The following is a 25,219-nucleotide window of genomic DNA, read 5'->3' as shown; positions in this document are numbered from 1 at the left end:
AGGCGGATGGCTGGCGCTATGCATGCACGGTTTCGGCGGTCTCCTCCTCTTGCGTTGCTACTTCCTCACTGTCCTGGGCTGCCACGCTATTTCCCGCTTGGATGCGGTCTGCAGCGGTATCGGCGGCGGTATCTCCCGGCGCGGAGTTATCCACGTCGGGCTCAACTTCGTTATCACCAAGCTCCGGAATAGCGATGTTTTCCTGGTTATATTGCGGCGCCAAGCGTTTTGCACCAATGACGTGGCGGTTTAGGTCCAAGCCCACATACTGTGCCTTGATAAAGGTGCGGTAGTGGTCCTTGCCCTCATCATCGCGCCACTGATCGGAGACGATCGAGCCGCAGACGAGCAATGGCATCCCTTTAGCCAGGGATTTCTTGACGTTGATGGCAAATTGGTTCCACATTTCCACGTCAATAAAGAGGTGGTCTACATCGCGCCACTGCTGCTGGCCGCGCTGGTTCTCCGCCTCGGTGCCGGTATCGGCGGGGCGGTCAGGAACGCGCCGTGAGGATGCGATGCGCAGTTTGGTTTTATATGCGCCGGTCGAGGTCTTGGTCAAGATCGGGTCTTGGGTAAGGCGGCCGGTGAGCATCACTGGGTATTGAGACATGGTGCTGAAATTCCTTTACTAGGTTGTGAGTTCGCGAGTGGTATGTCCCTCGCTCGCCTTCACATCCTGCTGCCGCAGCGCAACCCGCACCATGCTATGACCATCAGCGCTGTGGATAACTTGTTGTTCTCTTCAACAAAGTGGCGCCAGGATGGTCACTTTCGGGTGAGTTTTCCACAAGTGGCCGGCTATTTAGTGCCCGCGGAACCCGCTTTCATCGCCGTGGCTCATATTCTCCAGCATCGCGTTATAGCGGGCGAGCTCAGCGTCATCGTCCGCCTCCGCCTGCACGTCGTGGCGCCGTGCGGTCGCGCGGTCATCGCGCAGCCAATCCAAGAAGAGCTTGCCAAAGACAATGACCAAGGGGAATTGGCCAAAGCCCCAGGCGATGCCCCCACCCACGCGCTGATCCTGCAACAGGTCCTGATCCCAGGGCAGCTCGAGGTACTGATAAAAGTCGAGGCCAAGCACCGTTTGCAGCTGCATCAGGTACACGCCGGCGAAGAGGTGGAAGGGCATCGACAAGAAAAGCATGCCAAGGCGGAAGGGCGTGGAATGGCGCTTGGGCAGGGGATCTGGGCCGATGACTTCCCAGAAATAGAAGTAGCCGGAAATGAGGAACACGTAGTTCATGATGAGGTGGCCGGCGTGCTCCGAAATGGCGAATTCGTACAGGCTCGGGAAAAGATAGAGCACGTAGAGGAAAAACAGGTACTGCGCCAAATTCACGAAGGGATTGGTAATGATCCGCACGAACGTGGATTGGGTCAGCGCCAAGGCATAATCGTGCAGGCTGGGCTGGCCCTTCGGACCCGGCTCGTAGGCCTCCATGACCAACGTGACGGGCGCGCCTAACACCATGAGCAGCGGAATGGTCATAGACAAAATCATGTGCACCAGCATGTGAATGGAATACATGGCCGGCATGTACAGACCGAGGCCCGTGGACATGACGAGCGTAAGTCCCAGCGAGCCCACCATAAACCACGCGGTGCGCCCCTTGTCCCAGCTCAACCCGCGCTTGTGCACGCGGTAGACCAAGTAGCCGTATGCCGCGGCCAAGAGTAGGCCAATCGTGCCAAACATGATGTCAAAGCGGAACATCGTCCAGATATTGAATACCGTGGGCGCCTCATGCAGGTTATAGCCCATAAGGATCTGCATGGAGCTCAAATTTGGGTCCCGCGGCGGTGGTGGCACGGTGCGCCCCAGGGTGATGGCTACGCCAATCGTTCCCGCCATGACTGCGAGCTCCACGATGGCGATACGGATAAAGAGCCGCGGGTTTCGATCTAACTGCGGAATGGTGAGCTCACGGTGGATAAGCCCCATAATGCCCAGCAGAATGGTGAGCACGAATTTGGTAATCAGGATAATGCCGTAGGGTGATTGCGGCAGGTCCGAAATATCCATCCGGATGAGCGTATTGACCAGGCCGGATACCGCCAGCACGACGATGGCCATGAACGCGATGGTGGAATAGCGCTTGACCGCAAAGGCGAGATTCGGGCCCAAGCGCCGGCCGTGCGCGATAAGCGCCATGAGGCCGCCTACCCAGAGCATCACAAATACCAGGTGCCACAGCAGCGAGTTCGTGCCGTAATCGTGGTCGCCGCCGGTCGCCGAGTGGCCCTCAAGTCCGATGGGAACTACTTGCAGGATGGACAGCAACAGCAGAACCGGCTGCATGGCCCAGGTGCGACTGAGTCTGCCAATAATTCCCACGGTAAGGGCGATGAGCACCGCAATCCCCCACACGATGGTGGAGGAAATTTCCGTAAAGGCCATTTTCAGAATGGTCAGGTTGAAGACCTTAAAAAACGGCGTGCCGGTAAGGTCCGACATGATCATCGGGATTTCTACCAGCCCCACGGCCGCAACGCCGAAGGCCGACCACGTACCGGTGCGGGCGGCGATATGGCCGTCAACCGATAATGGTGCCCCGATGAGGGAATCGTTCTCGCCACGCGGGGCGATGAGAAACGACGAGGCCAAAAAGGAGCCCACAGAAAGCGCCATCAAGAGCCACGCCAGTCCACGAAACAGTGGCAGGCCAAAGGTGGTAATCCGCCCAGGGTCCGGAATGCCCAAGGCTGCCAAGGAATCCGCCAATAAAAATAAGGAAACGAACCCGGCAACCAAGCCAGCAAAAAGCATTGCTGCAATAAAAATTCCCCAGGAAGGACGGGGTTTTTGCGTTCCAGACTGCGTGCTTTTGACCAGCTTATTGACCATAGCTCGCATTCTATAGGGCCACCCTAATGCAAAGCGAACGCATATTTTTCCCCTGGATATGCCATGATAGAGCCTATGGACACCCGTCAACTTCTTTATTTCCGTGCCGTTGTAGACAATGGGTCCTTTACCCATGCCGCCGCAGCCCTCGAAATGACACAACCCTCCCTGAGCCTTTCCATCCGCAAATTGGAAAAGGAGCTCAATACCCAGTTGCTGTCCCGGGGTCGTTCGGGCGTAACTACCACGGAGGCGGGTGATTATGTCTATGACACCGCCCTTAAGGTTGATGCCCTGCTTGCCGATGCCCAGCGCCACATCAGCGAAATCACCGGCGATAACGCCAATACCGTCTCCCTGACGTCGTGTCCCATTTTGAACTGGGAATTTACCCCTTCCATCCTCTCCGAGCTCACCGAAATCCACCCCTCGGCTCGCATTAGCTTGGATGATTCCACCGCGACCACCGCCATTAAGCGACTATTGGAGGGCCAGGTGGACCTCGCGCTCTTGCCGACGTCCGACCCCAAAGCCTTCATTCGCCGCTACTCGCCCGAGCTGACCATCCACGACGTCGCCGAGTTCGACTACACCCTCGCGGTGCCAGAAAGCCTGTCGCACCTCCCCTCTCCGATCTCCTTGCGGGACTTGCGCGAGGAAACCTGGCTGGTGCCTCCCCACTGCCGCGAGCTTCCCGGCATGGCAGAGCTCTACGATGAACTGTGGGAGAACCACCCCTCCTACAAGCCGAATCACATTCAAGACGTGTCATCGCTGCACGCTGCCATTCCGATGATTTCCAGTGGCTTTGGCATCAGCTTCATGCCACGGTGCGCCCCCGCGCTGCATCCGCAGGGCATCGCTTCGCTAACGGTCAAAGAGGAACTTCCGCGGTTCCACGCCATCGTGGCGTACCGCTCCGACCGCGAACTGACCCCAGCCGCCCAAGAATTGGTCGGTATTTTGCGCACACACAATTCCGCCCGCCCCCTGGCTTAGAAATCACCGTGGCTGTGGGCTAATATGAGTGTGCTGTCCAGCCCCCATAGCTCAGCGGATTAGAGCAGTGGGTTTCTACCCCATGTGTCGCGGGTTCGAGTCCTGCTGGGGGCACCGTGTGAAGTCTCGAGACATGCTTGACAGGTCAGTCGCGACATCGTTGACAAGCCGGCATCTCAGTTGTTTTTGTTCTGGGGTGCCGGTTTTTCGTGTTTTGGGCCTAGGGGTGGGTCGCCTTTTTCCAGTAGGCTTTTGGTAGTCGCGGGCTGTGCCGATGTAGTGCTCGGTGATGATTTCTCCGGTCGCAGCTAGTGATGTGGTGTGGGGGTATGTAGTCCTAGTGCGCGGTGTGGGCGTGTCGTGTTGTAGTAATCGCGGAATTCGACGGGGAGTTGTTGACTCTGACCACACAAACAACTTGACACTCCCCCGACCTGCAAACACGGAGCGCGACGTCTTTACGCGTTTCAACAGGAGCATTAATACAGAGGTTAACCCCAAAGGCTTACGAATATACATTCTATTAATTTGACAGCAACGTCAACCTCGGCCGTATAACAGATGTAAGTAACACTTGTCACCCTTATACGAAGGAACGAACCGTTTTAGTGTTAGACTCGAATAGAGGTTGAGGAGGTGAAGTCGATGGAACCCTTATTGCAGTTTCTTTCTTGGGCTACCCGGCGTGAGTCTGATGAGGGCCTGACCCCTTCGATTACGAATATGAAGGCGCAGAAGTTGGCCTACCTTGCAGAGAGCCTCTATGGTCATTTGGAAAACCGTGATTTATCTGCCGGAGTTTTCCAAGCGTGGGACCACGGACCGGCGCAACCAGATTTATACCGGTTTATCAAGTCTCGGGTTGGCGATAGCCCCGCCGCCCCATTGGAGCCCTTCTCGGCGGGTACCGCCATACTGCACGATTTCGAGGAAATCTTCGATGGCATTTGGGAAAACTTTGGCGAAATGACTGCCACGCAACTGCGAAACTTTACACACACTTACGGCCCCTACGACCACCACTATCGAGTCGGCGTTCGAGATATCACCATTCCGAAAAATGAGATTCACAATGCGTGGCCGGACTTTATTAACGGTCTCCATATTTCTGAGCGTTCGCCCGAAATGCGACGCCGAGTTGACGCTCTCAAAACGCTACCTCCGCATATTGAACCGCATTCAACGGACAGTTTAAACAGGGAATTAATCCACAACATTTTTGCTGGACACGCAACTGAACCATGAGTTCACCCTTTCCGATAGTTGTCCGGCGGGGTCGCCTCTACTATGTGAGCGACGATAAAATAGCATTCGTCTCCAACAGTAAGCGAACGTGGCATGACACCCGTCGCCCGGTCCTCGTGGTCTCCCACGATAGTGTGAACAGCGATGGGTCTAACGAGGCCATCTTCGCGTGTCCCCTCTCAAGTGGAGGCAACTCATCCGGTTTCGACGTTAAAATCGCAGCTTACGAAGGAGGACTAAGCAAAAAGAGTTGGGTGAGGGTCGACCACTGCCAACGCCTTCTCAAGAGTGACTTGCAATACTGTCTGTCGCAGGACGGGATTACACCCGCCGCTATGGAAAACGTTCTTGCTAACCTCACGAAAATCTTTCTTGCCCTATAAGCGGTAAACAGGAATCGGCGAGTATCACGTGGGGGAATCAAATTCCAACGGGACAAGCGTACCGGCAAGGAGATTGAATATCCGAATCTCCCAAAGTCTCGAGACATCGTTCCTTTAAGCTACGATGTCTCGAGACTTTTTCGCAGCATGCCGGCTTTTTGTCTACGCTGGGTCTTTAGTACCTGGCTCCTTCGAAAGGCTCGACAATGTCACTTCCGGCACCATCTCGTACCTCCTACGCCCTGGTTACGGGCGCTAGTCAGGGCATCGGCAAGGCAATGGCCCACGATTTCGCAGCGATGGGCTATAACGTCATTCTCGTTGCCCGGCGCGGCGAAATCCTGGAAGGCATCGCCGCAGAATTTGAGCGCCGCCACCACATTGAGGCCATTGCCTTGCCCGCAGATTTGGCCACCTCTGAGGGAGTCGAGGCAGTAATTGATGCCATCTCCTCCAAAGAAGTCTCCATCCTAGTCAATTCCGCTGGCATCGCCAGCTTCGGCCCCTTCATGGACCAAGACTGGGGCTACGAGTCCTCCCAATTCGCCCTGAACGGCACCGCCGTGCACCGCCTGACCCGCGCCGCATTAAAACACATGCTCCCGCGGCGCACGGGCGCTATTTGCAATGTGGGTTCCACGGCCGGCAATATCCCCATTCCCAATAACGCGACCTACGTTTTTACCAAGGCCGGGGTGAATGCGTTTACGGAGGCGCTGCACTATGAGCTGAAGGGCTCTGGCATCAGCTGCACCTTGCTTGCTCCTGGTCCGGTGCGCGAGGCCACCATCGCCGAGGAAGACCAGACCATTGTGGATAAGGTCGTTCCCGATGCGCTGTGGACCACCTATGAGTCCTGTTCCAAAGAGACCATCGCGGCCATGCAAAAGGGCCAGCGACGCGTGGTCCCTGGCCCCTTATCAAAGGCGATGAACGTGGTCAGCAAGGTGCTACCGACCCCCGCCATCGCGCCGCTTATCGGGCGTTTTTATTCCCAGATGGGTTAGCTTTCAGTATTCTTGCCGGCTGCTTGACTACCGGCCACTTGTGCCGCCGCGCGAGCATTTTTGCGGTCCACCCAGAAGTCCGCATTCTTGATGCCCACCGCTTCTGGGTCGAATTCCGGTTCCTTGCCCGCCTTCTTTTGCTTCTCGTAGTCCTTCAGGACCTTAAGCGCGGGAACCTGCAGGAAGAGGATGGCGATGATATTTAGCCATGCGGTGGTGCCGACGCCGATATCGCCCAGCGCCCAAGCAGAGCCCGGAGTCGTGGTAGCGCCCACGATGACCGAAACGATGATGAGGATGCGCAGCGCCCACACCAGGCCGCGGCGGATCGGGCGAGACTTAACCCAACGGTTGAAGTAGGTCAAGTTGACCTCGGACATGTAGTAGTACGCCAGCACGGTGGTAAAGGCGAAGAAGGCAATGGACACGGCGATAAACGTCGGGCCCCAGCCGGAAAAGACGCTATCGAGGCCGGATTGGACGAAGCCGGGGCCGACCGCGACGCCATCGGGAAGCGAGCCCTGGTAAACAACCTCGCCGTCCTCGGATTCGCCGCGGAAGACGGTGTACATATCCGTCGAGATAATCATGAACGCCGTAGCGGAGCAGACGAAGAGGGTGTCGATGTACACGGCGAAGGACTGCACGAAACCCTGCTTAGCCGGGTGGGAGACCTCAGCGGCGGCAGCAGACTGCGGGCCGGTACCCTGACCAGCCTCGTTGGAGTAAATACCGCGCTTAACGCCCCACATGATGGCCACGCCCAGCATGCCGGAGAACCCAGCCTCGAGGTTGAAGGCAGACTTAAAGATGAGGCCAAAGACCTCTGGAATCTGCGAGTAGTTAATGAGCATCACGACGATGGAAATGCCGATGTAGATGACGGCCATAAACGGCACGACGAGGGTGGCGAAGTTAGCGATGCGCTTGACACCACCGATAATGATGATGGCCAAAATGCCAGCCAGGACAACCGCGGCCCAGGTGGAGTTAACGCCCCACGCGGTCTCAGCCGCAGCAGCAACGGCGTTAGCCTGGATGCCGGGCAGGAAGTAGCTGGTCGCCAGAATCATGGCGATGGCAAAGAGGATGCCATAGACCATCATGAATGGCGCGGCCTTGGTGTGCTTATACGCCTTTTCGATGTAGTAGGCCGGGCCACCGCGGTACTCGCCGGTGTCCTGGTCCTTTTCTTTATAAATCTGCGCCAGGGTGCACTCGATGAAGGAGGTGGACGAGCCCAAGAGGGCCACCGCCCACATCCAGAACACCGCACCAGGGCCACCGAAGGCAATGGCCGTGGACACGCCGGCGATATTACCCACGCCCACGCGGCCGGATAGCGAGACCATCAGCGATTGGAAGGAAGAAACACCGTCGTCGGATTTTTCGCCCTTAGAAATTTGTCGCAGCATATCTGGAATGCATCGGACCTGCAGGCCCCGCGTTACCACGGTGAAATAAACACCCGCACCCAAGCACAAAAAGACGAGGGCGGGCGACCAAATTATGGAATTGAGGGCATCGAGAAAGTTTGCCATCGAGAAACTCCTTAGTGATTCGCACCTCCCTTGTGAAGCACGATATAGAAAGTATGCCGTAAATCACTTCCCTGTGTCGGTAAAACGATAGGTAAATTTTTCTTGTCGCTTTGTGGGATGCAGATCGGGGCGCGCGGAGGGCCCTGTCGGCCGGGGTTAGAATGGAACGCATGTCTTCTCCCGAAATCGCCGCAAAATATGATCGCCTCGTGTGGATAGACCTGGAAATGACCGGCCTCGACCCAGAACGCCACGTCATCGTCGAGGTGGCCGCCGTCATCACGGACGGCAATCTCAACATCCTTGGCAAGGGCATCGATCTTGTCGTCCACGCCACCGAAGAGGAACTATCCCAGATGGATTCCTTCGTCACCGAGATGCACGCGAACTCCGGCCTCGATAAGGAAATCCGCCAGTCCACCACGACCATCCGCGAGGCCGAGGACGCGGTACTAGCGCTTATTAATGAGCACTGCGAGCACCCCGCTCCCCTAGCAGGCAATTCCATCGCCACCGACCGCACCTTCATCCGCGCCTATATGCCGCGGCTGGATGAGGCGCTGCATTACCGCATGATCGACGTCTCCACCATCAAGGAGCTCGCTCGGCGCTGGCACCCGCGGGCCTACTACAACCAGCCCGATAAGGGCATGGCCCACCGCGCGCTGCAAGACATCATCGAGTCCATCCGCGAGCTGGATTTTTATCGCCGCAGCGTCTTTCGCACCGACGAAGGCCCAACCTCCACCGAAGCCGAGGACCTCAAGGCCGAAACCACCGCCGATTACCAGGCGTTTTTGTAATTTACGCGGCGTGAGTTAACCTATATTTCGTTGCTTTCGCGCAACGATGGTGGCTGTAGTTCAGCTGGTAGAGCACCAGGTTGTGATCCTGGTTGTCGCGGGTTCGAGTCCCGTCAGCCACCCCAACGTCCCGAGCCTCGCGCTCGGGATTTTTTATATCTCCACCACCATTTCCTCCGAGCGGGCCCTGCCAGCGAGATCGGGCATATCTCCGGTAATCAGGAACTCCTCGACGCCCAGCCGCTTGCCGATGCCCCTCAGTTCCTCCCCCACGTCCTCCACCGTCCCCCAAACATCGTGGCTCAAGGACTCGTCGATGCGGCTCTGTTGCTGACTCGTCAGCCCCTCCAGGTCCAATTCGCGGGCCGGGCGAAGCGGCGCGAATTCCCCGGTGGACTGGGCCATGACCTTTGCATAGGACTCTGGCAGCAAAAGGTCGCGCGCTTGGTCCGCGGTATCGGCTACGGCGATATTGAGGGAGGAGATGATAGGTGGGGCATCGGCAAGCGCATGCTCGCGGTAGAGCCGCGCCGCCTTTTCCTGCATCTCTACAGGCCCGCCCAGGATGACGCCCAAGCCCAGCCGCGCGGCCACCGCAACCGACCGGAAGCCCGCAAGGATATAGATGGGCGTGCCCGCATACTCGGGCCGCACCGTCACCGCTTCCTCGCCGCGCAGGTACCGCAGCAAAGTCTCGACCTCGTTCTCGAACTGCGGCTTGAGATCTAGCGGATCGCCCTGGCGCAGCGCCTTGCGCACCGGCTCCGTAAAGCCCACCGAGGAGCCCAACCCAATATCAATCCTGCCCGGGTATAGAGCTTCCAAAAGGTTGATTTGTTCCGCGACCAGAAACGGCGGGTGGTTGAGCACCATGATGCCTGCGGTACCCACGCGAATGCGCTGCGTGTGCGCCGCCACGTGCGCAGCCAACATGCCCGGCTGGCCCGCGGGGATGCCCGGCACCCCGTGGTGCTCGGCGAGGAAAAACCTGTGAAAACCCAGCCGCTCCACATGCTGCGCATGCTCGGCTACCCCATCGAGTGTGCCTGCCGCTCCGCGGTCCAAAATAGAAAAGCGCATGGCCACCACTGTAGCCATGCGCCTAAAAATTGTACGGATTATTGATTAGCGTCCGCGTTGCCCTTGGACCATTCCTCCCAGGACATATTCCAATCGCCCAAGCCGTCCATAGGGTTGAGCGTTTCGCTATAAGTATTAAATACGTGGACGATATCGCCGCGCTTGACGGTATTCTGGAACCACTGAGCGGCCTCTGGCGTGACGTTGATGCAGCCGTGGGAGGTATTGGAATTACCCTGCGCCCACACGGACCACGGTGCAGCGTGCACGTAGATGCCCGAATAAGACATTTGGGTAGCCCAGTCCACCTCGGTGCTGTACCCGCCCGCCTCGTGCGGCAACCCGAAGGTCTCAGAATCCATCAGCAGCGACTGGTGTTGATCACCAATGACGTAACGCCCATTCGGGGTGTCAAATTGGTAATCGCGCCCCAGCGATACCGGAATGGTGCGCAAGAGCTCCTTGTTCTTGTAGACCTTCATGGTCTTGGTGGCATTATCCACCAGCGTGACGGTGCGATCCCCGATGGTGAAATCCGTCCCGGTATTTTCCCCACCGTAGATGCCGCCACCGAGATCCTTGCCATACTGATCGACCTTGACCTCAACCTTGGTGCCCGGCTCCCAATACTCCTTGGGGCGCCACCGCACCTCCTGGTTGTTCACCCAGTAGAACGCGCCTTCCACCTCTGGGTTGGTCTTGACCGTAATTGTGTCCTCTGCCGCCTTGCGGTCGGTGATATAAGTACCGAAATTGACGCCGATTACCTGGCCCACGCCCACCTCGGAGCCCGGGATAGGCGTCATCGCCACCTGGGCGACGCCCGCGGCCTGCGAGGTGGAAAAACTCAGGTTCTTCTTATTGCCGTCCTTATCGGAGGCAACGATGGAATAGGTGTGGTTATAGCCAAGATCCTCGGCCGTGGTCCACTTCTTGCCATCCTCAGAGAGTTTTTCTTCAACTTCCACGCCCAGCTCATTGGTCATAGTCACGCTCTTGAGCTCGGTGGTGGATTCCACGGTGACGGGCTTGGATGGATCGACGTCTTCTGCTCCATCCTTCACGGAGGCGGAAAGCTTAGACTTTTCTTTCTGCTCAGATTTCTCTGCTGAGCTCGAGGTAGTTTCCTGCTCCTCCGGGCGGTTTTCAGCGGCGGAATTAACGGAGCACGAGGCTACTACCAGGGAAATGCACGCAATGCTCGCAGCAGCAATGCGGCGGGAATTAGGGAGGGAGATAATCACTAAGTAGACCTTAGAAATACAGTAGTTCTTTCAAGACCAATCCAGCCTATCGTCTTGCCACTCCAAATACCAGAACCAAGCTCACCATTATCCAAACTGTTATATTCCCCCAGAAATGCACTATGAGCAGGCGATTTTACAGTTTTTCAACCGGGGTGCTAGAGTTTCTACTCGTTGCACAGAGAGCCACACGGCAGGATGTCAACACTGCGCCATTAGCTCAATTGGCAGAGCAACTGACTCTTAATCAGTGGGTTCGGGGTTCGATTCCCTGATGGCGCACAACTGCAAAATCGCGAGGCACGCACCTCGCGATTTTCTCGTTTTCAAAACTAGCAGTTCAAGGCTAGCAAAAAGGCCGAGCACTTCGCTCGGCCTTTGCTTATTTCACACGTTGGGGCGCGACGACGGGAACGCCGCGGTGCTCCACGATGTCCGCCTCTACCCCATAGACACTTTCCACCAGCTCGCGCGTGAGCACGTCTCCAGGCGTGCCCTGGGCACGAATACAGCCCGATTTGAGCACCACCAGCTGATCACACATGCGCGCAGCTAGATTGATGTCGTGGATGGCCACCAGCCCCAGGCTACCCTCGCGCTTCGCCTTCTCACGCACTTCCTCGAGGACGAAGAACTGGCGATGTAAGTCGAGCGCGGACGTCGGCTCATCCAAGAGCATCAGCCCCGGATTGCCCACCAGCATTTGCGCCACGGCCACGAGCTGACGCTGGCCGCCAGATAACTCGTTGAGGTAGCGCGAAGCAATGGCATCCAGCCCCATCGCGTGCAGCACCTCGCCGGTACGGGTAATGGGATCCTCGCATGCTTCCCGACGCGCCGCAATCAACACCGTTTCAAACGCCCGCAACGCCGCGGTACTGGGCAAATCCTGCGGGACGTAGCCAATCAGCTGGCGGCGGCGCTTGCCCCGCGGGCTCTCGCCACCCACCAGAAAATCCACCTCGCCCTTGTACCCGCGGTGCACGCCGGCCAAGGACTTAATCAGCGTGGTCTTGCCTGATGCGTTGGGACCTAAGAGGCCAACCAGTTGACCGCCTTGCAGCGTATCCACGTCTACCGCTTCGAGCACGGTGTGCTTGCCGTAGGCTGCGCTAATACCGCGCAGGGTGAGTTCTACGTCCACAGCGCCCTCCTTCGAGTCATCACGATGGCAATAAAGAACGGCACTCCCAAGAGCGAAGTCACAATGCCGATCGGAATAGCCAGCCCAGGCTTAATCATCAGGCTCGCCGCGTGCGCCGCGCACATCACGGCCGCACCGGCAGCCATGGAAGCAGGCACGAAGTAGCGCTGATCCTCGCCCACCAGCATGCGGGCGATGTGCGGGCCCACGAGGCCGATAAAGCCGATGATGCCGGCGAAGGCCACCGTCGTTGCCGCCACGAGGGAGACTACGATGAGCACCACCACGCGCAGCCGCGCGGTATTAATGCCCATGGCGGCGGCGCGGGCATCGCCAAGCCGCAAGGCGGTAAGCCGCCAAGACAGCGCCCACAAAATGGGCAGGGCAACCAGCAGCACGCCCGCCAGCACGCCGTTGGCGACCCAGTTGGCGCGCGTAAGCGAACCCATGGACCAAAAGACGATCTGCTGCAGCGCCTCGGCCGAAGACTGGTATTGGATGAGCGCGAGCATGGCCTGGAAGAAGAAGACCAAACCAATGCCAAGCAGCACCATCGTCTCTGCCTTCGCACCGCGGATAATGGCAGCCACGACGATGATCGCTGTCGCCACCGCCGCCGACAGCCACGCCACCAACGCCAGGTTGAACTGCGGCTGGGTCAGCAGCTGCCACTTCAGCACGATGGAACTTGCGCCACCGAAAGCCGCCGCGGCGGAAATTCCGAGGGTAAACGGCTCCGCCAACGGGTTATTCAAAATGGTCTGCATCTCCGCACCGGCCAGCGAGAGGCTGACGCCGATGAGCAGGGCCATGACGGCCATCGGCAAGCGCAGCTTCCACAGCACCGTATGCGTCTGGTCATCCAGGCTCGAGGGATTCACAATGCCCCTGATGACCTCGCCGGGACTGATGTCGATGGCGCCGACGAAGTTGCTGACCACAAACGCCACCGCCGCGATGAGGCACAGGCCCGCGACGATGCTAATGCGCTGCCAGGTGAGCTTTTTGTGTTGCTGCGTAAGGGCAGCTACCTCCGCGCTTACCATTAATTCGTGCTAAAGAAGGTTCCCTCGCCAGCAACCGGCGAGTACTTTTCTTGCGCTTGCATCCACTCCTTGTCGACGTCCATATCCTCATACGCCTCCGGGTTGATCCACTTCGCGATCTGCAGCAGCGCTAGGTAGTTGAACGGCGAGTTGTAGAACTGGTGCCACATACCGTGCAGCTTGTGCTCCTTGACCGCGCGGAGGTTCTCAAAGCCCGGCTGGTTGCTCGGCAGCTTAGCGATGCTTGCCTCCGCCTCATCTTCGCCGATGCCATAGCCCACCGCGGCGTAGCCGACGGGGTTGCCCTCATCGTCCTTCTTCTCGGACCAGTCGCCGCCGGTCGCAATCACCATGTCTGGGTCCGATTCGAGGACCTTTTCTGGGGTCACGGCACCGACCTCGCCCGGGATGACGCCGTCGGCTACGTTTTCGCCGCCGGCTTCGTTGACCAGCTGCGCGATATTGGAGTTATTCCAGGAGCCACAGCAGTCCATGACGCCGGCCGCGCGCCAGACGAAGGTCTTGGGCTTATCCTTTACCTTGTCCGCGCGCTCCTTGACCAGGTCCACGGTCTTTTGCCACTCTTTGTTGAATTCCTCGGCGCGCTCTTCTTTGCCGAAGATCTCACCGAAGATTTCCATGGACTTGGTGGTGTTTTCCAGCGGCTTGGCGCGGAAATCGGTCACGGCGTACTTGAGGCCCGCCTGGTCCATCTTTTCGGTCAGGCCCGCCTCTTGCGAGGCGTCATACTGGTCCTTGGACAGCACGATGAGGTCCGGGTCCAGGCTCACCAGGTTTTCCACGGTGACATCGCCCTTGCTGATGGCGCCGACTTCCGGCAGTTCAGTGACCTTGGGCAGCTTTTCTTCCAAGATGTTGTAGTAGTCCGGCACGTTCTTCTTCAGGTCAGATCCGATGCCCACGACCTTATCCAGCGGATCCTCGGTATTGAGGATGCCGGTGGCGAAGAGGGAGCGACCCTCGCCCAACAGGACGCGCTCGGGGGCCTTGTCGAGTTCTACGTCGCGGCCCGCGAGATCGGTGAAGGACAGGGCAGCATCGTCGCTACCGCCGCTATTATTAGTAGTTTCTTCGGCGGTACTGCAGCCTACAAGTGCGGTGGCGGAGGCCGCCACCACGGCCATTACCTTGGGGAATCTATATGCCATTTTGAGTCCTTGGTTAGTCGGAATCCTCGAATTGAGGATAAGTGCGAGCTTATCCTAGCCTAACCAAGTAAGGTGAATCAAACCTAAACTGCCTCCTCGGCGATTGCGTAATCTTCCGGCTCGCCCTTGGGCACCTCAGTGCCGTCCGCCATGGTGCGGTTCTCCAATTCGCCGTCCGGATCCACGATGGCGATATCGAAACCAGCCTCGCGGATGCGCCTGAGGCCTTCCTTCAGCATGCGCCGGCCCATCCGGTTGGATCCGGTGATATGGGATAACTCCAACACCACCGTGCCCTCACCGAATTCACATTCGGTGAGCTGATGCAAGATGGTCTCCGCCGCGTTGAAATTGATGAGCCCCTGCAGGAAGATCACCGTGAGATCGTCCTCGGTCTCCATCCTGCGCACGGGGTGCACGCCGTAACGCTCATCCGTGGACATCAAGTGCAGCCCCATATCCTTTGAGAGCAGGGTCAAGGCATCCACCCCGCGGACGGAATTGCCCTCTTTATTAAGCCGCGGCGAAAACGTCGCTACCCCCAATTGGCCAGGCAGCGTACCCAGCAGGCCGCCCGAAACGCCGGATTTCGCTGGGATGCCAACCTCGGCCATCCATCGCCCAGCGCCGTCGTACATGCCCGCAGAGCTCATGACAGAAAGCGTCAAGCGGCAGACATCGGCATCGAGGATCTTCTCCCCCGTTACCGGCTGCGTGCCACCATTAGCCAGGGTGGCAGACATCACGGCGAGGTCGCGCACCGTGACCTTAATCGAGCACTGCTCCACGTAGGTCGAGACCGCATCATGGGCCTCGTCCTGGATGATGTCGTAATTGCGCAGCATGTGCGCCAAAGACAGGTTCCTATCGGAGACCTGCAGCTCGGAATCGCGCACCTTTTCATCAAGTTTCAGCTCGCGGCCCGCCAGCCTTGAAAAGTAGGTGCGCAGCTGTTCCACGCGCTCGGCTGGATCCGAATCCACGCCATTAATTAGCTGCGTTACCGCGATCGCGCCCGCATTAATCATCGGATTCACCGGCCGGTGATCATCGCGGTTGAGCGAAAGCTCATTGAAGGCCTCGCCGGAAGGTTCCATGCCGACGATCTCGCGCACCGCATCCAAACCCAGTTCCTGCAGCGCTAAGGCGTATGCAAAAGGCTTCGACACGGACTGCAGGGTGAATTCCACCTCTGCATCGCCGGCGGAATACACATGCCCCGTCGTGGTGCAGATGGCCACGCCGAGATAGTCCGGTTCCGCCTTCGCGAGCTCGGGAATATAGTCCGCCACCGCGCCGCTGCGATTTCCTCGCACCCGAGTCAAAATTTCCTGCAAATAAAAAGGAATTGGAGTTTTCATCGCGACCTAGCATACGAAAAAAGCCCCCACGGCGCGCGTGGGGGGGGTAAGGCGGGGAAAATTAGTGGCGCTCAGACAGCAGGCGCTGCAATTCCTTCAGGTCGCTCTTGCGACGACGCGAGCGGAACACGGAAAAGGCAATCAGCCCAACGACGGCAGCGCCGACGCCACCTAGTACCAGCTGTACGTTGCGGTCCTGCAACTTTTCGGTGGCGGCATCCTTGGCGTCATCGACGAGGTTTTGCGGCTTGCTGCGATCCGCAATTTCATCCAGGGTGCTAGCCAGCTGGCGCCGGGTGCGTTCGATATCGCGTTGAATATCTTCAATATTGCGTGCCACGGAATTCTCCTCTTAGCTTAAGTTTCGCTCTTAACGAGCTTATCTTACCGTGCAGGGCCTCCACCGCGCAGGCCGGGGAGCACGTAAAGTGGGGTCCATGACTGAAACTCGTTTGAACGTAGGAGATACCGCCCCCGCTTTTGCGCTTGCCGATGCCACCGGCAACACCGTTTCCCTTTCCGATTACGCAGGCCAGCGCGTGCTGGTGTACTTCTACCCGCGCGCCAATACGCCAGGCTGCACCAAGGAAGCCTGCGATTTTCGCGATTCCCTAGAAGAGCTCAATGAGCTCAATATCGCGGTGGTAGGCATCTCCCCCGATAAGCCCGAGGCGCTGGCGAAGTTCCGCGATGACCACGATCTCAACTTCCCGCTGCTTTCTGATCCGGATAAGTCCGTCATGACCGCGTATGGCGCCTTCGGGGAGAAGAAGAACTACGGCAAGGTGGTCCAAGGCGTTATCCGTTCCACCTTCCTCGTGGAGCCGGATGGCACCATCGGCCAGACCCACTACAACGTGAAGGCCACTGGGCACGTCGCGCGCGTGATGAAGGGCCTCGAGTAAGCCGGTGGAGGAAATCCTCGTCCCGCGGCGTCGGCCAGCGCAGGCGCGCAGCCGGGAGCGCTTTGAGCGCATTGTGCAGGCGGCGCGCGCCGTGCTTGTCGATGTCGGCTTCGAATCCTTCACCTTCGATGAGGTCGCCCACCGTGCTGGTGTCCCCATCGGCACGCTGTATCAGTTCTTTGCCAATAAATACGTGCTTATCTGCGAGCTCGACCGGCAAGATACCGCCACCAGCCTGGCCGAAATCGAGCGCTTTTCGCGCCTCGTGCCGGCCCCGCAGTGGCCGGATGTCTTGGATGAATTCATCGACCACTTGGCGCGGATGTGGCGCGAGGATCCTTCCCGGCGCGCCGTTTGGCACGCCATCCAATCCACCCCGGCGACGCGGGCCACGGCCGCCGATACCGAGCTGCAGCTCTTGGAGCCGCTCGCCGAGATCCTCCGCCCGCTGGCCACCGAGCACAGCGATGCGCAACGCATTGAACTGGCGCGCTTCCTTATCCACACCGTGGTCTCGCTGCTTAATTACGCCATTTCGGGCGATCCCGACAAGTTCAATTCCGTGGTCATGGAGCTAAAGCGCATGCTGATTTCGTATCTCTTCGCGGTGGCCGCGGGATAACTTTGTAGACGTTTATACAAGTTATCCACAGGCCGGTGCCGCGCCCGATTGGCGCCGCGGCAGCGCGCGCCTAGATTTGCAGGCATGAACGCACTGCAGGCCTATGCCACCCAGATTTCCTCGGCGATGGATATCCTCGCCGAGGCCCACGGCATGCCTGAAAGCGCCCTCATCGAGCTCGGCCTGCCGGATGTCGAGGCCCGCGAACTGCTCAGTCTAGCGGAGGTTTATTTCGGCACCACTTCCTTTAGCCGCAAGCAGCGCCTTGCCGCCGCAGGCGCGCGCCACCACGATTTGGTGACGCTGAAACTCATCGAGAAGTATGCCGCCCGCGCGGCCACCAAACGTGCCGCGTGGAACCTGCGCGTGGAGCTGTGCCGACAGCACGGACCGGCCTCTGAGATCATTCGTCTTGCTAAAAAGCGCCTGCGCGAATGGCGCCCGCGCCGCCGGCCGCCGCGCGAGGGCGTACAGCTCCTGCGCCGCCCGGAAGGCCCGTGGACGATGCGCATTACCGCGCCCTCGTCCTTCCTCGCGGATCTCGATTCCGCCCTCGACCCCGAAAACCCACTGGCATCCTTCCGCGAACTCCTCCGCGGCGAGGGCGCTGCCACGGTGCAGACCACGACGAACGTGATTATCCCGCTCAACGCGCTGGATCAGATTTTGGATGGCGATAGCGACGAGGTCACGCTTCGGCTGACCAACGGTGCAACCATTACCGGTGCGCAGCTCGTAGAGCGCACCTTCAGCGAACACGGCCTAGCCACGCTCATCCATCCGGTGAAAGGCCCAGTCAACCTGTATCGGACCTCGCGCTTTGCCTCGGAAAAGCAGCGGCTGATGGCCGCCGCCGAAAACCCCACCTGCCCGTGGCCGCCGTGCAATCACCCGGCGGATAAGTCTCAGATCCACCACCTGCAGGCGTGGAAGCACGGTGGGATGACCAACGCGGACAACCTCACGGTGTGCTGCCCGTACCACAACGGGGTGAACCAAGACGATCCCAATGCCCCTCCCCTGCGCGGTCGCCTTGCCCGGGTAAACGGCAAGGTCCGCTGGGTCCGCTAGCGCTGCCTCATCGAGGTAGCGCTACTCGGCGTGCGCAAGCAGCTCCGCGCACACATCAGCGGGAAAGTGCGCCCCAGCCATCAGGGTGAAGTCCTCCCGGCCGAGCGCACCCGCCCCCTCTGGCACGCTACCCCACAACCGGCAGCCCGTGACCGCTGGAAGCTCGTCCACGTTCAGCCTCGTCGCCAAGTCCGGCTTCTCGGGCAAACTGCCACCGATAAGCCCCAGCACGTTAATCCCGCGCCGCTGTGCTTCCCGGACGGTGAGCTCGGCGGCGTTGAGGCTGCCGAGGCCGAGGGAGGTGACGATGAGGAGGTTGGTGGCGACATCGGCAAGCGTGTAGTCGTCTGCCAAACGCACCAGCAGCCCGCCGGCGCCTTCCACCAGCACCACACGGCCTGGTGAGTCCAACCCTGCGATCCAGTCCCGGAGCTCCTCTTTGCTCGGCGGAGTCATGCCCGCCCGGCGCGCCGAGAGGTTCGGTGCTAGCGGTTCGGGAAAGCGCGCCATCTCCGTGATCTCGACCCCGGCCAGGTCCCGCACCGTCGCCGCATCGCCGCTCTTGTCCGACTCGCCGGTCTGCAGGGGCTTGGCATAGACGACCTCGCGCCCGCTCTGGGCAAAGGCGCTGGCGAGCGCCGCCGTGGCCACCGTCTTTCCCACGTCGGTATTGGTGCCGGTGACAAAGATAATCATCGCTTTCCTCCTACCACCGCCGCGCGCACCCCGCGGCAAATCTGCGCGACCTCGTCCTCGGTGCAGATAAACGGCGGCATGGTGTAGATGAGGCGGCCAAACGGGCGCAGCCACACGCCCTGCTCCACCGCCGCATCCGTGGCGCCTGCCATGTCGACGTCGCGCTCCATCTCCACCACGCCAATAGCGCCCAGCACCCGCACGTCCGCCACGCCCGGCTCGTCCTCCAACCCGGCAAGCCCGGCGCGCAGCTGCTTCTCGATGCCCGCAACCTGCCCCCGCCACCTGCCCTCCAGGATCATGGAGGTCGCCTCGGCAGATACCGCGCAGGCCAGCGGGTTAGCCATAAAGGTCGGTCCGTGCATAAGCGCGCGGGGGTGCATATCCTCGGCTACCCGGGCAGTGGCAAGCGTGGCGGCCATCGTCATGAAACCACCGGTCATCGCCTTGCCCACGCACATGATATCTGGCACCACTCCCGCCGCCTGGGTGGTAAAGAGGTCCCCGGTGCGCCCAAACCCCGTGGCGATTTCATCCGCGATCAGGACGATTCCGTGGCGGTCACAGATTTCGCGCGCCCCGCGCACCAACTCGTGATCGTGGAAACGCATGCCGCCGGCGCCTTGGACGACGGGCTCGATGATCAAGGCCGCGACCTCGTTCGTAATGCAGCCTTCCAACTCCCGCAGGTAATCCGCGCGCATCTTCTCGCTCGCCCCGCGCGTGGGCGGTGCCGGGGCGAAAATCTGCTGCGCCAGGGTGCCGGTCCACATCGAGTGCATGCCGCCATCGGGATCGCACACGCTCATCGCGGCAAACGTATCGCCGTGATAGCCCGAGCGCCACGTCAACATCTTCGTGCGCTCTGGGTGGCCGATCCCCTGCTGGTATTGCAGGGCCATCTTGATGGCGACCTCCACCGAGACCGATCCCGAATCCGCATAAAAGACCTGCGCGAAGTCGTGGCGCGTGAGCTCCATGAGATTGGCCGTCAGCCGCGCAGCCGGTTCGTGCGTAAGCCCGCCGAACATCACGTGGCTCATGCGGTCGATCTGTTCCTTGGCAGCGGCGGTGAGCCGCGGGTGGCTGTGGCCATGGGCGGCGGCCCACCAGGAGGACATGGCGTCGATGAGCTGGGTGCCATCGGCAAGCGTGAGGTGGACGCCCGTGGCAGACTCGACCACGCGCGTGGGCGCGCCGGGTTCGGCGTAGGGGTGCCAGATGTGGTGGGCATCGATTGTCGCTATGTCTTTAGTAGAAATATCCACCAAATTAGATCTAGCACACACTCTCGGCCGCTATAGTCCTTTTTATGAAAGTTCTTGAACAGCGTTCAATTCGCCGCTTACCCGTGGTTTTGCCGGCAATTGCGGGCATCGAAATGTAGGAGCGCTTCAGCTTTTATGGCGTGCAAGCCATCCTCGCGTACTACCTCTACTCCACTTCCGGTGGGCTCGGCATGGAGCAAACTCAGGCCACCGCGCTCGTCGGCGCGTACGGCAGCCTGCTCTACCTCTTTACGTTTGTGGGCGGCTGGGTTAGCGACCGACTCTTGGGCGCCGAGCGCACCCTACTTACCGGCGCCGGGCTGTTGGTGTGCGGGCACTTTGCCCTCTCGCTCGCCCCCGGCACCGCGGGGCTCATCATCGGGCTTTTGCCGCTCGCTCTCGGCTCGGGGCTGCTCAAGACCGCCGCGATTACGATTCTGGGCGCCGCTTTTCCCGCCGAGGCCGGCGCGCGCGACGGGGCCTTCCAGATTTTCTACCTCGGCATCAATGTCGGCGCGCTCTTTGGCCCCATGCTCACTGGGTGGCTGGCCGAGGAATACGGCTACCACGCCGGATTCTTCGCCGCAGCGGTGCTCATGTGCTGCGGCTGCGCCACCTACGGCGCACTGCGGAAAAAGATAAACGTTCCGTCGCGCCCACCACACCCCACCCAGGCCCCGGGTAAGGCGGGGCTGATCGCGCTGGCGGCGCTTGTAGCCGGCGTGCTGCTCGTCATCACCGTCTCCCCAGGCACGCTGACCGTGCTGCTTCTTATCGCCACGGTAGCGGCCGCGGCCAGGCTTTTTGCCAGCATGCTGCGATCCCCGCAGGTCACCGCGGATGAGCGGCGCCGCATCCTGGATTTCATTCCGCTCTTCGCCTGCTCGACAGCCTACTGGACCCTGCAACCACAAATCTACGGCGTGCTTGCGGTCTATTCGGATCAGCGCCTCAACCGAACCATCGGCGGATTCGAGATCCCACCGGCTTGGACGCAATCGCTCAACCCGCTATTTATCCTGCTGCTCTCGCTGCCCTTGGCCGCGGGCATGACGCGCTGGGCCAACTCGCGGCGCGCGCTCATGGGGTGCGGCATCATCTTCGCCGGTGCCGGCATGTTCCTCCTGCTGCCATTCGTGGGCGGCGGAGAAAATTCCACGCCGTTTTTGGTACTAGCGGGCACCATCTTTTTGATGTCACTCGGTGAGCTCTTCATCGGCCCAGTGGGCATGGCCGCATCCGCCGCCCACGCACCGCGGGCCTATGCCACCCGCTTTTCCGCGCTGTACTTCCTCACCATGGCCATAGGCACCTCGCTGGCCGGATCGATGTCGCAGCTGTACGATCCCACCTCGGCATCCGCCGAAACGACCTACCTCCTCATCATGGGCGGCGTCCCCATCATCTTGGGGCTAATGCTCCTCCTGCGGCGCAGGTAGGCCCTTAATGCCCGGCGGACTCATCCAGCGCGCGGTCCGCCATCAGCACGTCACGCATGCCGCTGAACAGATCGCCCATTCCCTGCGGGTTGGACGGCATGTAGAGCACGGAGGCTTGGCCGTTATTCGAGACATCCACCATCGCGTCAAGGTACTGCGACACCAGCATGAGGACCTCGGGAGATTCCTGCACCCCGGCATCGCGTAGTAGCTCGTATTGCTGAGCGATGCCCTCGACGATCTCCTTGCGCTGCTCTGCAACGCCCCTACCCTGCAGCTTCTTCGCTTCTGCAGCACCCTCGGCTTCTTTGACCACGCGGATCTTTTCCGCCTCCGCCTGGGCGATGGCCGCCTCGCGCTCGCGCTGCGCCGCGTTAATGGAGTTCATGGACTCGCGCACCCGGGAATCCGGGCGGATATCGGTCACTAGCGTATTGACGAAGTTCCAGCCGTATTCGGCCATATTATCCCGCAGTGAGGCCGCCACGTTCTGCGCGATGGTGTCCTTAGAGGAAAAGGACTCGTCCAAGCCCATATTCGCCACCGACGAGCGCACATTATCTTGCACATAGGCCACGATCTGCTGCTCGTGGTTGGAGAGCATATAAAAGGCCTCGCGTTCGCGGCCTTCTACCACCTCGTACTGCACCGCGACCGGAATTTGGACGAAGACATTGTCCTTCGTCTTGGTTTCCACCATTACGTCCAGTTGGCGCACCTGCAGCGAAATCTTATCGCGCACGCGGTCAATCCAAGGCATCTTGAAGTGCAACCCCGCGTGGGCGACTGTCTGGAATTTACCCAACCGTTCCAAGATGGCCGCCTCGCGGGTACGCACGATGTAGTAGCCATCAAATACGGTGGCGAGAACCAGCAAGATGATGATTCCGATGATGATTAAGCTAAACATTCCCTCTCCCTAACTACGAGTGTGAAATTAATTTTCGCACAGGCAGAAAGCATTCGCTAGTGGTCATCGATAAGCGCAAAGAGCTTGCCCATCACCTCCGCGCCGTTCTCGCCGATACCATTGTGCTGGTACTCATTTGTCACCCACGGGCGCACATCGCCCAAATGTGCCGCGGTGGCCAAGGATTCCTCCAGCGGAACGAAGATATCGTCGAGGTAGATGGCGGCGGCGGAGGTGGGGGCATCGGCAAGCGCATAAGGCGCCGTAAATTCCCGCTCCGCCAGCCCCTGCGCTCCCTCCTTGAAGGCCTGCAGCGCCGGATCCTCATCAAACTGCCACGGGAAAATGTGCTCACCGGTCAGCCAGGTGCCGGACTCGGCAAATTCCGGGAACTCCTCCCGCACGCGGTGCGCCGACCACTGCGTCGCCGCCTGCCCGCCGCTGCCGGCATAAATGGACTCGTGGATAGCCGCATAAAGCGGCGCCTCCGCAAAGCTCACGCGCTCGCCGATGCCCCACAGGAAATCATCCCGCAGCACCTTCTCTCCCCGCACGGTGCGGAAGGGCTCTTCCAGGAGGTAGGCCAATCCGTCGAAGCCCGTGCCCCGCCCCAAATCGGTGCCGATGGTGCGAAAGCGCAGCGAGGACAGCCGCTCGCCGGTGTGCAGGCGCTCGTCGGAATTATCCAGGTGGGCGATAATTTCCTCCATGCGGTGCTGTACCCAGGGGAACTCGCGGAAGAAACGCTCCTGGCGGGCTTTGAGCTTGCTAAAAGTCGCGCGGTAAAGGTGATCTGCGCCCTGCAGCGTGGGGATGCCGCCGGTGAAAAACGCGTGCTTGACGGACTCGGGCGCCTGAGACAGGTACGCGGTGATGCAAAAGCCGCCGAAAGACTGGCCAAATAGGGACCAAGTCTCCAACCCCAGGTGTTCGCGCAGGCGCTCGGCATCGCGCACGATATTGTCCTGGCGCAGCAGGGCCAGGTGTTCTGCGCTGCGCTCTTCTGCGGGGCTCAGCCTATCGATGCGGTGCGAACGCCCCGTGCCGCGCTGGTCGAGGAGGATGACGCGATAGCGCTCGAGCGCCTTGCCGATAAGCCCCGTCGGTTTGACTGGCCGCGGGGCCGGAAAGCCAGGGCCACCTTGCAGATACAACAGCGCCGGCAGGTCCTCGCCGCCGGGCGGGATTATTTCGCGGGCGTAGAGAGCAAAAGTCCCGCGCGGATTGTCATAATCCCACGGGACTTCCAGGGTGTGTTCAATAATATCGTGGCCGAACCGGCGGCAGTGAGTCATGCCCACCCAGGTTAGTAAACCTCTAGGCCCTTCGCGCGGAAAACGTCACGGACTCTTTCCACGTCTTCCGGCTTCGGCGGCTTGGTATCTGCCAAGTGGTAGGTCATATCGAGCCCCTCCCACTTGTCCTTACCCATATTGTGGAAGGGCAAGACCTCGACGCGTTCTACATTGGACTTCCACCGCGCCACGATGGAAGCGACGTTTTCGACGTTCTCGGCTGAATCCGTCAGGCCCGGCACGACAACGAAGCGAATCCACACCGGCTTGGCCATCGCGTTGAGGCGGTCACCAAAATCGAGCGTGGGCTGCAGCTGGCGCCTCGTTACGCGCTGATAGGTTTCCTCGTCGCCCGATTTCACATCCAGCAGAACGAGATCGATATTGTCGAGGTCTTCATCGCGCAAGCGCGAGCCCAAGAAACCGGAGGTATCGATGGTGGTGTGGATGCCGGCATCGTGGACTTCCTTGAGCACGCGGCGGGTAAACGCAATCTGGAATAGGGGCTCGCCACCGGAGATGGTCAGGCCGCCACCGGAAGCCTGGAAAATGGGCTTATAGCGCTTGATGCGTTTGACCACATCGTCTACCCGCTCCAAGGTGCCGGTCTTCATCTCCATGGTGTCCGGGTTATGGCAATACTGGCAGCGCAGGGGGCAGCCGGACATGAACATGGTCATGCGGGTGCCTGGGCCGTCGACGGCGGTTACCAGCTCCCAGGAATGCACGAGGGCAATATCGCCGGTGCGGCGCGCCTCCATGAGCTCGGGACGGGTAATCTCATCGAGTTCGTGGTCGGTGCCTAGGCCCGCGGCGACGCCGCGAACGCGTTCGCCGGATTCCGGCGACAGGGTGACCACACCAGTAATGCCATCAGCCATGATTATGAACCCTGGTGGAAGGTGCGGGAGATGACGTCAAGCTGCTGCTCCTTGGTGAGCTTGACAAAGTTGACCGCGTAGCCAGAGACGCGAACGGTGAGGTTCGGGTACTTCTCTGGGTGCTCAACGGCGTCTTCCAGCGTGGACTTGTCCAGTACGTTGATATTGGCGTGGTACAGGCCAGAGTTCATCTTGTGCTCGTCGCGGCTGGCCTTCATGTCTGAAAGGCGTTCTGCAAAGGTTGGGGTTGCCATAATGGTTC

General features: G+C 59.9%; 25 protein-coding genes and 3 tRNA genes. 12 read left to right on the top strand and 16 right to left on the bottom strand.

Annotation, left to right across the window (positions count from 1 at the left end):
* Positions 1–16 precede the first annotated feature (16 nt).
* Positions 17–613: a single-stranded DNA-binding protein gene (locus tag ABRP88_RS02925; protein WP_284852644.1), complete on the bottom strand. Its 597-nt coding sequence runs from the start codon at positions 611–613 to the stop codon at positions 17–19.
* Positions 614–805: 192 nt separating this feature from the next.
* Positions 806–2,857, bottom strand: a complete 2,052-nt coding sequence (locus ABRP88_RS02920) for a bifunctional copper resistance protein CopD/cytochrome c oxidase assembly protein (RefSeq protein WP_502879843.1) — start codon at positions 2,855–2,857, stop codon at positions 806–808.
* Positions 2,858–2,923: 66 nt separating this feature from the next.
* Between ABRP88_RS02920 and ABRP88_RS02915 the strand changes: the two genes are divergently transcribed.
* The 5 genes from ABRP88_RS02915 (at position 2,924) to cmrA (ending at position 6,482) form a co-directional block, all read left to right on the top strand.
* Positions 2,924–3,847 carry a LysR family transcriptional regulator gene (locus tag ABRP88_RS02915; protein ID WP_349836088.1) on the top strand — a complete coding sequence of 308 codons (924 nt, stop codon included), beginning with the start codon at positions 2,924–2,926 and terminating at the stop codon, positions 3,845–3,847.
* 40 nt (positions 3,848–3,887) lie between these two features.
* Positions 3,888–3,961, top strand: a tRNA-Arg gene (locus ABRP88_RS02910).
* Positions 3,962–4,492: 531 nt separating this feature from the next.
* On the top strand, positions 4,493–5,092 hold the full coding sequence (locus tag ABRP88_RS02905) for a Panacea domain-containing protein (protein WP_349836086.1): 600 nt from the start codon (positions 4,493–4,495) through the stop codon (positions 5,090–5,092).
* The gene (locus ABRP88_RS02900; protein ID WP_349836084.1) at positions 5,089–5,475 is read left to right on the top strand and encodes a type II toxin-antitoxin system PemK/MazF family toxin; all 387 of its coding nucleotides are present in this window, start codon (positions 5,089–5,091) and stop codon (positions 5,473–5,475) included. The genes ABRP88_RS02905 and ABRP88_RS02900 overlap by 4 nt, the downstream gene beginning before the upstream one ends.
* A gap of 206 nt (positions 5,476–5,681) precedes the next feature.
* Positions 5,682–6,482: a mycolate reductase gene (cmrA, locus tag ABRP88_RS02895; protein ID WP_349836082.1), complete on the top strand. Its 801-nt coding sequence runs from the start codon at positions 5,682–5,684 to the stop codon at positions 6,480–6,482.
* Here the strand turns inward: cmrA and ABRP88_RS02890 are convergent.
* Positions 6,479–8,023, bottom strand: a complete 1,545-nt coding sequence (locus ABRP88_RS02890; RefSeq protein WP_349836080.1) for an alanine/glycine:cation symporter family protein — start codon at positions 8,021–8,023, stop codon at positions 6,479–6,481. The genes cmrA and ABRP88_RS02890 overlap by 4 nt on opposite strands.
* A gap of 161 nt (positions 8,024–8,184) precedes the next feature.
* Here ABRP88_RS02890 and orn point away from each other — a divergent pair, with 161 nt between their 5' ends.
* Positions 8,185–8,826, top strand: coding sequence for an oligoribonuclease (orn, locus tag ABRP88_RS02885; RefSeq protein WP_005284470.1), 642 nt, complete (start codon positions 8,185–8,187; stop codon positions 8,824–8,826).
* Positions 8,827–8,875: 49 nt separating this feature from the next.
* Positions 8,876–8,951: transfer RNA gene (locus tag ABRP88_RS02880), tRNA-His, on the top strand.
* 28 nt (positions 8,952–8,979) lie between these two features.
* Here the strand turns inward: ABRP88_RS02880 and ABRP88_RS02875 are convergent.
* Together ABRP88_RS02875 and ABRP88_RS02870 are read right to left on the bottom strand one after the other, a co-directional pair.
* Complete coding sequence (locus tag ABRP88_RS02875) at positions 8,980–9,924, bottom strand: MsnO8 family LLM class oxidoreductase (protein ID WP_349836079.1); 945 nt, start codon at positions 9,922–9,924, stop codon at positions 8,980–8,982.
* Positions 9,925–9,944: 20 nt separating this feature from the next.
* Entirely contained in the window at positions 9,945–11,150 is a 1,206-nt protein-coding gene (locus ABRP88_RS02870) for a L,D-transpeptidase (RefSeq protein WP_349836077.1), read from the bottom strand.
* Between the two features lie 209 nt (positions 11,151–11,359).
* Here ABRP88_RS02870 and ABRP88_RS02865 point away from each other — a divergent pair.
* Positions 11,360–11,432 (top strand) — tRNA-Lys (locus ABRP88_RS02865).
* A 100-nt stretch (positions 11,433–11,532) separates the two neighbouring features.
* Here ABRP88_RS02865 and ABRP88_RS02860 read toward each other — a convergent pair.
* From ABRP88_RS02860 to ABRP88_RS02840, 5 genes are all read right to left on the bottom strand, one after another.
* Positions 11,533–12,294, bottom strand: a complete 762-nt coding sequence (locus ABRP88_RS02860) for an ABC transporter ATP-binding protein (RefSeq protein ID WP_349836075.1) — start codon at positions 12,292–12,294, stop codon at positions 11,533–11,535.
* Complete coding sequence (locus tag ABRP88_RS02855; RefSeq protein ID WP_005284482.1) at positions 12,285–13,340, bottom strand: FecCD family ABC transporter permease; 1,056 nt, start codon at positions 13,338–13,340, stop codon at positions 12,285–12,287. Before ABRP88_RS02855 ends, ABRP88_RS02860 begins: the two co-directional genes overlap by 10 nt.
* Positions 13,340–14,509 carry an ABC transporter substrate-binding protein gene (locus tag ABRP88_RS02850; protein WP_349836073.1) on the bottom strand — a complete coding sequence of 390 codons (1,170 nt, stop codon included), beginning with the start codon at positions 14,507–14,509 and terminating at the stop codon, positions 13,340–13,342. Before ABRP88_RS02850 ends, ABRP88_RS02855 begins: the two co-directional genes overlap by 1 nt.
* An 83-nt stretch (positions 14,510–14,592) precedes the next feature.
* A complete protein-coding gene (locus tag ABRP88_RS02845; RefSeq protein WP_349836072.1) occupies positions 14,593–15,870 on the bottom strand; it encodes a glutaminase in 1,278 nt (425 codons plus the stop codon).
* Positions 15,871–15,931: 61 nt separating this feature from the next.
* The gene (locus tag ABRP88_RS02840) at positions 15,932–16,210 is read right to left on the bottom strand and encodes a DUF3618 domain-containing protein (protein ID WP_239269889.1); all 279 of its coding nucleotides are present in this window, start codon (positions 16,208–16,210) and stop codon (positions 15,932–15,934) included.
* Between the two features lie 97 nt (positions 16,211–16,307).
* On the opposite strand from ABRP88_RS02840, the gene bcp reads away from it, so the two are divergent.
* From bcp to ABRP88_RS02825, 3 genes are all read left to right on the top strand, one after another.
* On the top strand, positions 16,308–16,775 hold the full coding sequence (gene bcp, locus ABRP88_RS02835) for a thioredoxin-dependent thiol peroxidase (RefSeq protein WP_349836070.1): 468 nt from the start codon (positions 16,308–16,310) through the stop codon (positions 16,773–16,775).
* A 4-nt stretch (positions 16,776–16,779) separates the two neighbouring features.
* Positions 16,780–17,397, top strand: a complete 618-nt coding sequence (locus ABRP88_RS02830; RefSeq protein ID WP_349836069.1) for a TetR/AcrR family transcriptional regulator — start codon at positions 16,780–16,782, stop codon at positions 17,395–17,397.
* 84 nt (positions 17,398–17,481) lie between these two features.
* Positions 17,482–18,468, top strand: a complete 987-nt coding sequence (locus ABRP88_RS02825) for an HNH endonuclease signature motif containing protein (protein ID WP_349836068.1) — start codon at positions 17,482–17,484, stop codon at positions 18,466–18,468.
* A gap of 21 nt (positions 18,469–18,489) precedes the next feature.
* On the opposite strand, the gene bioD is transcribed toward ABRP88_RS02825, so the two are convergent.
* Positions 18,490–19,164 (bottom strand): dethiobiotin synthase, encoded by a 675-nt coding sequence (bioD, locus tag ABRP88_RS02820; RefSeq protein ID WP_349836067.1) that lies wholly within the window; start codon positions 19,162–19,164, stop codon positions 18,490–18,492.
* Positions 19,161–20,435 carry an adenosylmethionine--8-amino-7-oxononanoate transaminase gene (locus ABRP88_RS02815; RefSeq protein WP_349836195.1) on the bottom strand — a complete coding sequence of 425 codons (1,275 nt, stop codon included), beginning with the start codon at positions 20,433–20,435 and terminating at the stop codon, positions 19,161–19,163. Before ABRP88_RS02815 ends, bioD begins: the two co-directional genes overlap by 4 nt.
* Before the next feature lie 137 nt (positions 20,436–20,572).
* Between ABRP88_RS02815 and ABRP88_RS02810 the strand changes: the two genes are divergently transcribed.
* The gene (locus ABRP88_RS02810; RefSeq protein WP_349836065.1) at positions 20,573–21,871 is read left to right on the top strand and encodes a peptide MFS transporter; all 1,299 of its coding nucleotides are present in this window, start codon (positions 20,573–20,575) and stop codon (positions 21,869–21,871) included.
* Positions 21,872–21,875: 4 nt separating this feature from the next.
* Here the strand turns inward: ABRP88_RS02810 and ABRP88_RS02805 are convergent, their stop codons facing one another.
* Genes ABRP88_RS02805 through grcA2 form a run of 4 tightly spaced genes read right to left on the bottom strand, consistent with a single transcriptional unit; the run spans position 21,876 to position 25,211 of the window.
* Positions 21,876–22,781 (bottom strand): SPFH domain-containing protein, encoded by a 906-nt coding sequence (locus tag ABRP88_RS02805; RefSeq protein WP_284771057.1) that lies wholly within the window; start codon positions 22,779–22,781, stop codon positions 21,876–21,878.
* A 56-nt stretch (positions 22,782–22,837) separates the two neighbouring features.
* The gene (locus tag ABRP88_RS02800; protein WP_349836064.1) at positions 22,838–24,076 is read right to left on the bottom strand and encodes an alpha/beta fold hydrolase; all 1,239 of its coding nucleotides are present in this window, start codon (positions 24,074–24,076) and stop codon (positions 22,838–22,840) included.
* Between the two features lie 11 nt (positions 24,077–24,087).
* Positions 24,088–24,957, bottom strand: coding sequence for a pyruvate formate-lyase-activating protein (gene pflA / locus ABRP88_RS02795; protein ID WP_349836063.1), 870 nt, complete (start codon positions 24,955–24,957; stop codon positions 24,088–24,090).
* A gap of 2 nt (positions 24,958–24,959) precedes the next feature.
* Entirely contained in the window at positions 24,960–25,211 is a 252-nt protein-coding gene (gene grcA2, locus ABRP88_RS02790) for an autonomous glycyl radical cofactor GrcA2 (protein WP_255716700.1), read from the bottom strand.
* Positions 25,212–25,219: the final 8 nt, after the last annotated feature.

This window comes from Corynebacterium sp. KPL2734, assembly GCF_040225595.1.
GTDB lineage: Bacteria > Actinomycetota > Actinomycetes > Mycobacteriales > Mycobacteriaceae > Corynebacterium > Corynebacterium rhinophilum.
Note: the sequence above shows the minus strand (reverse complement) of the source record. Positions and strands in the feature narration are given on the sequence as shown.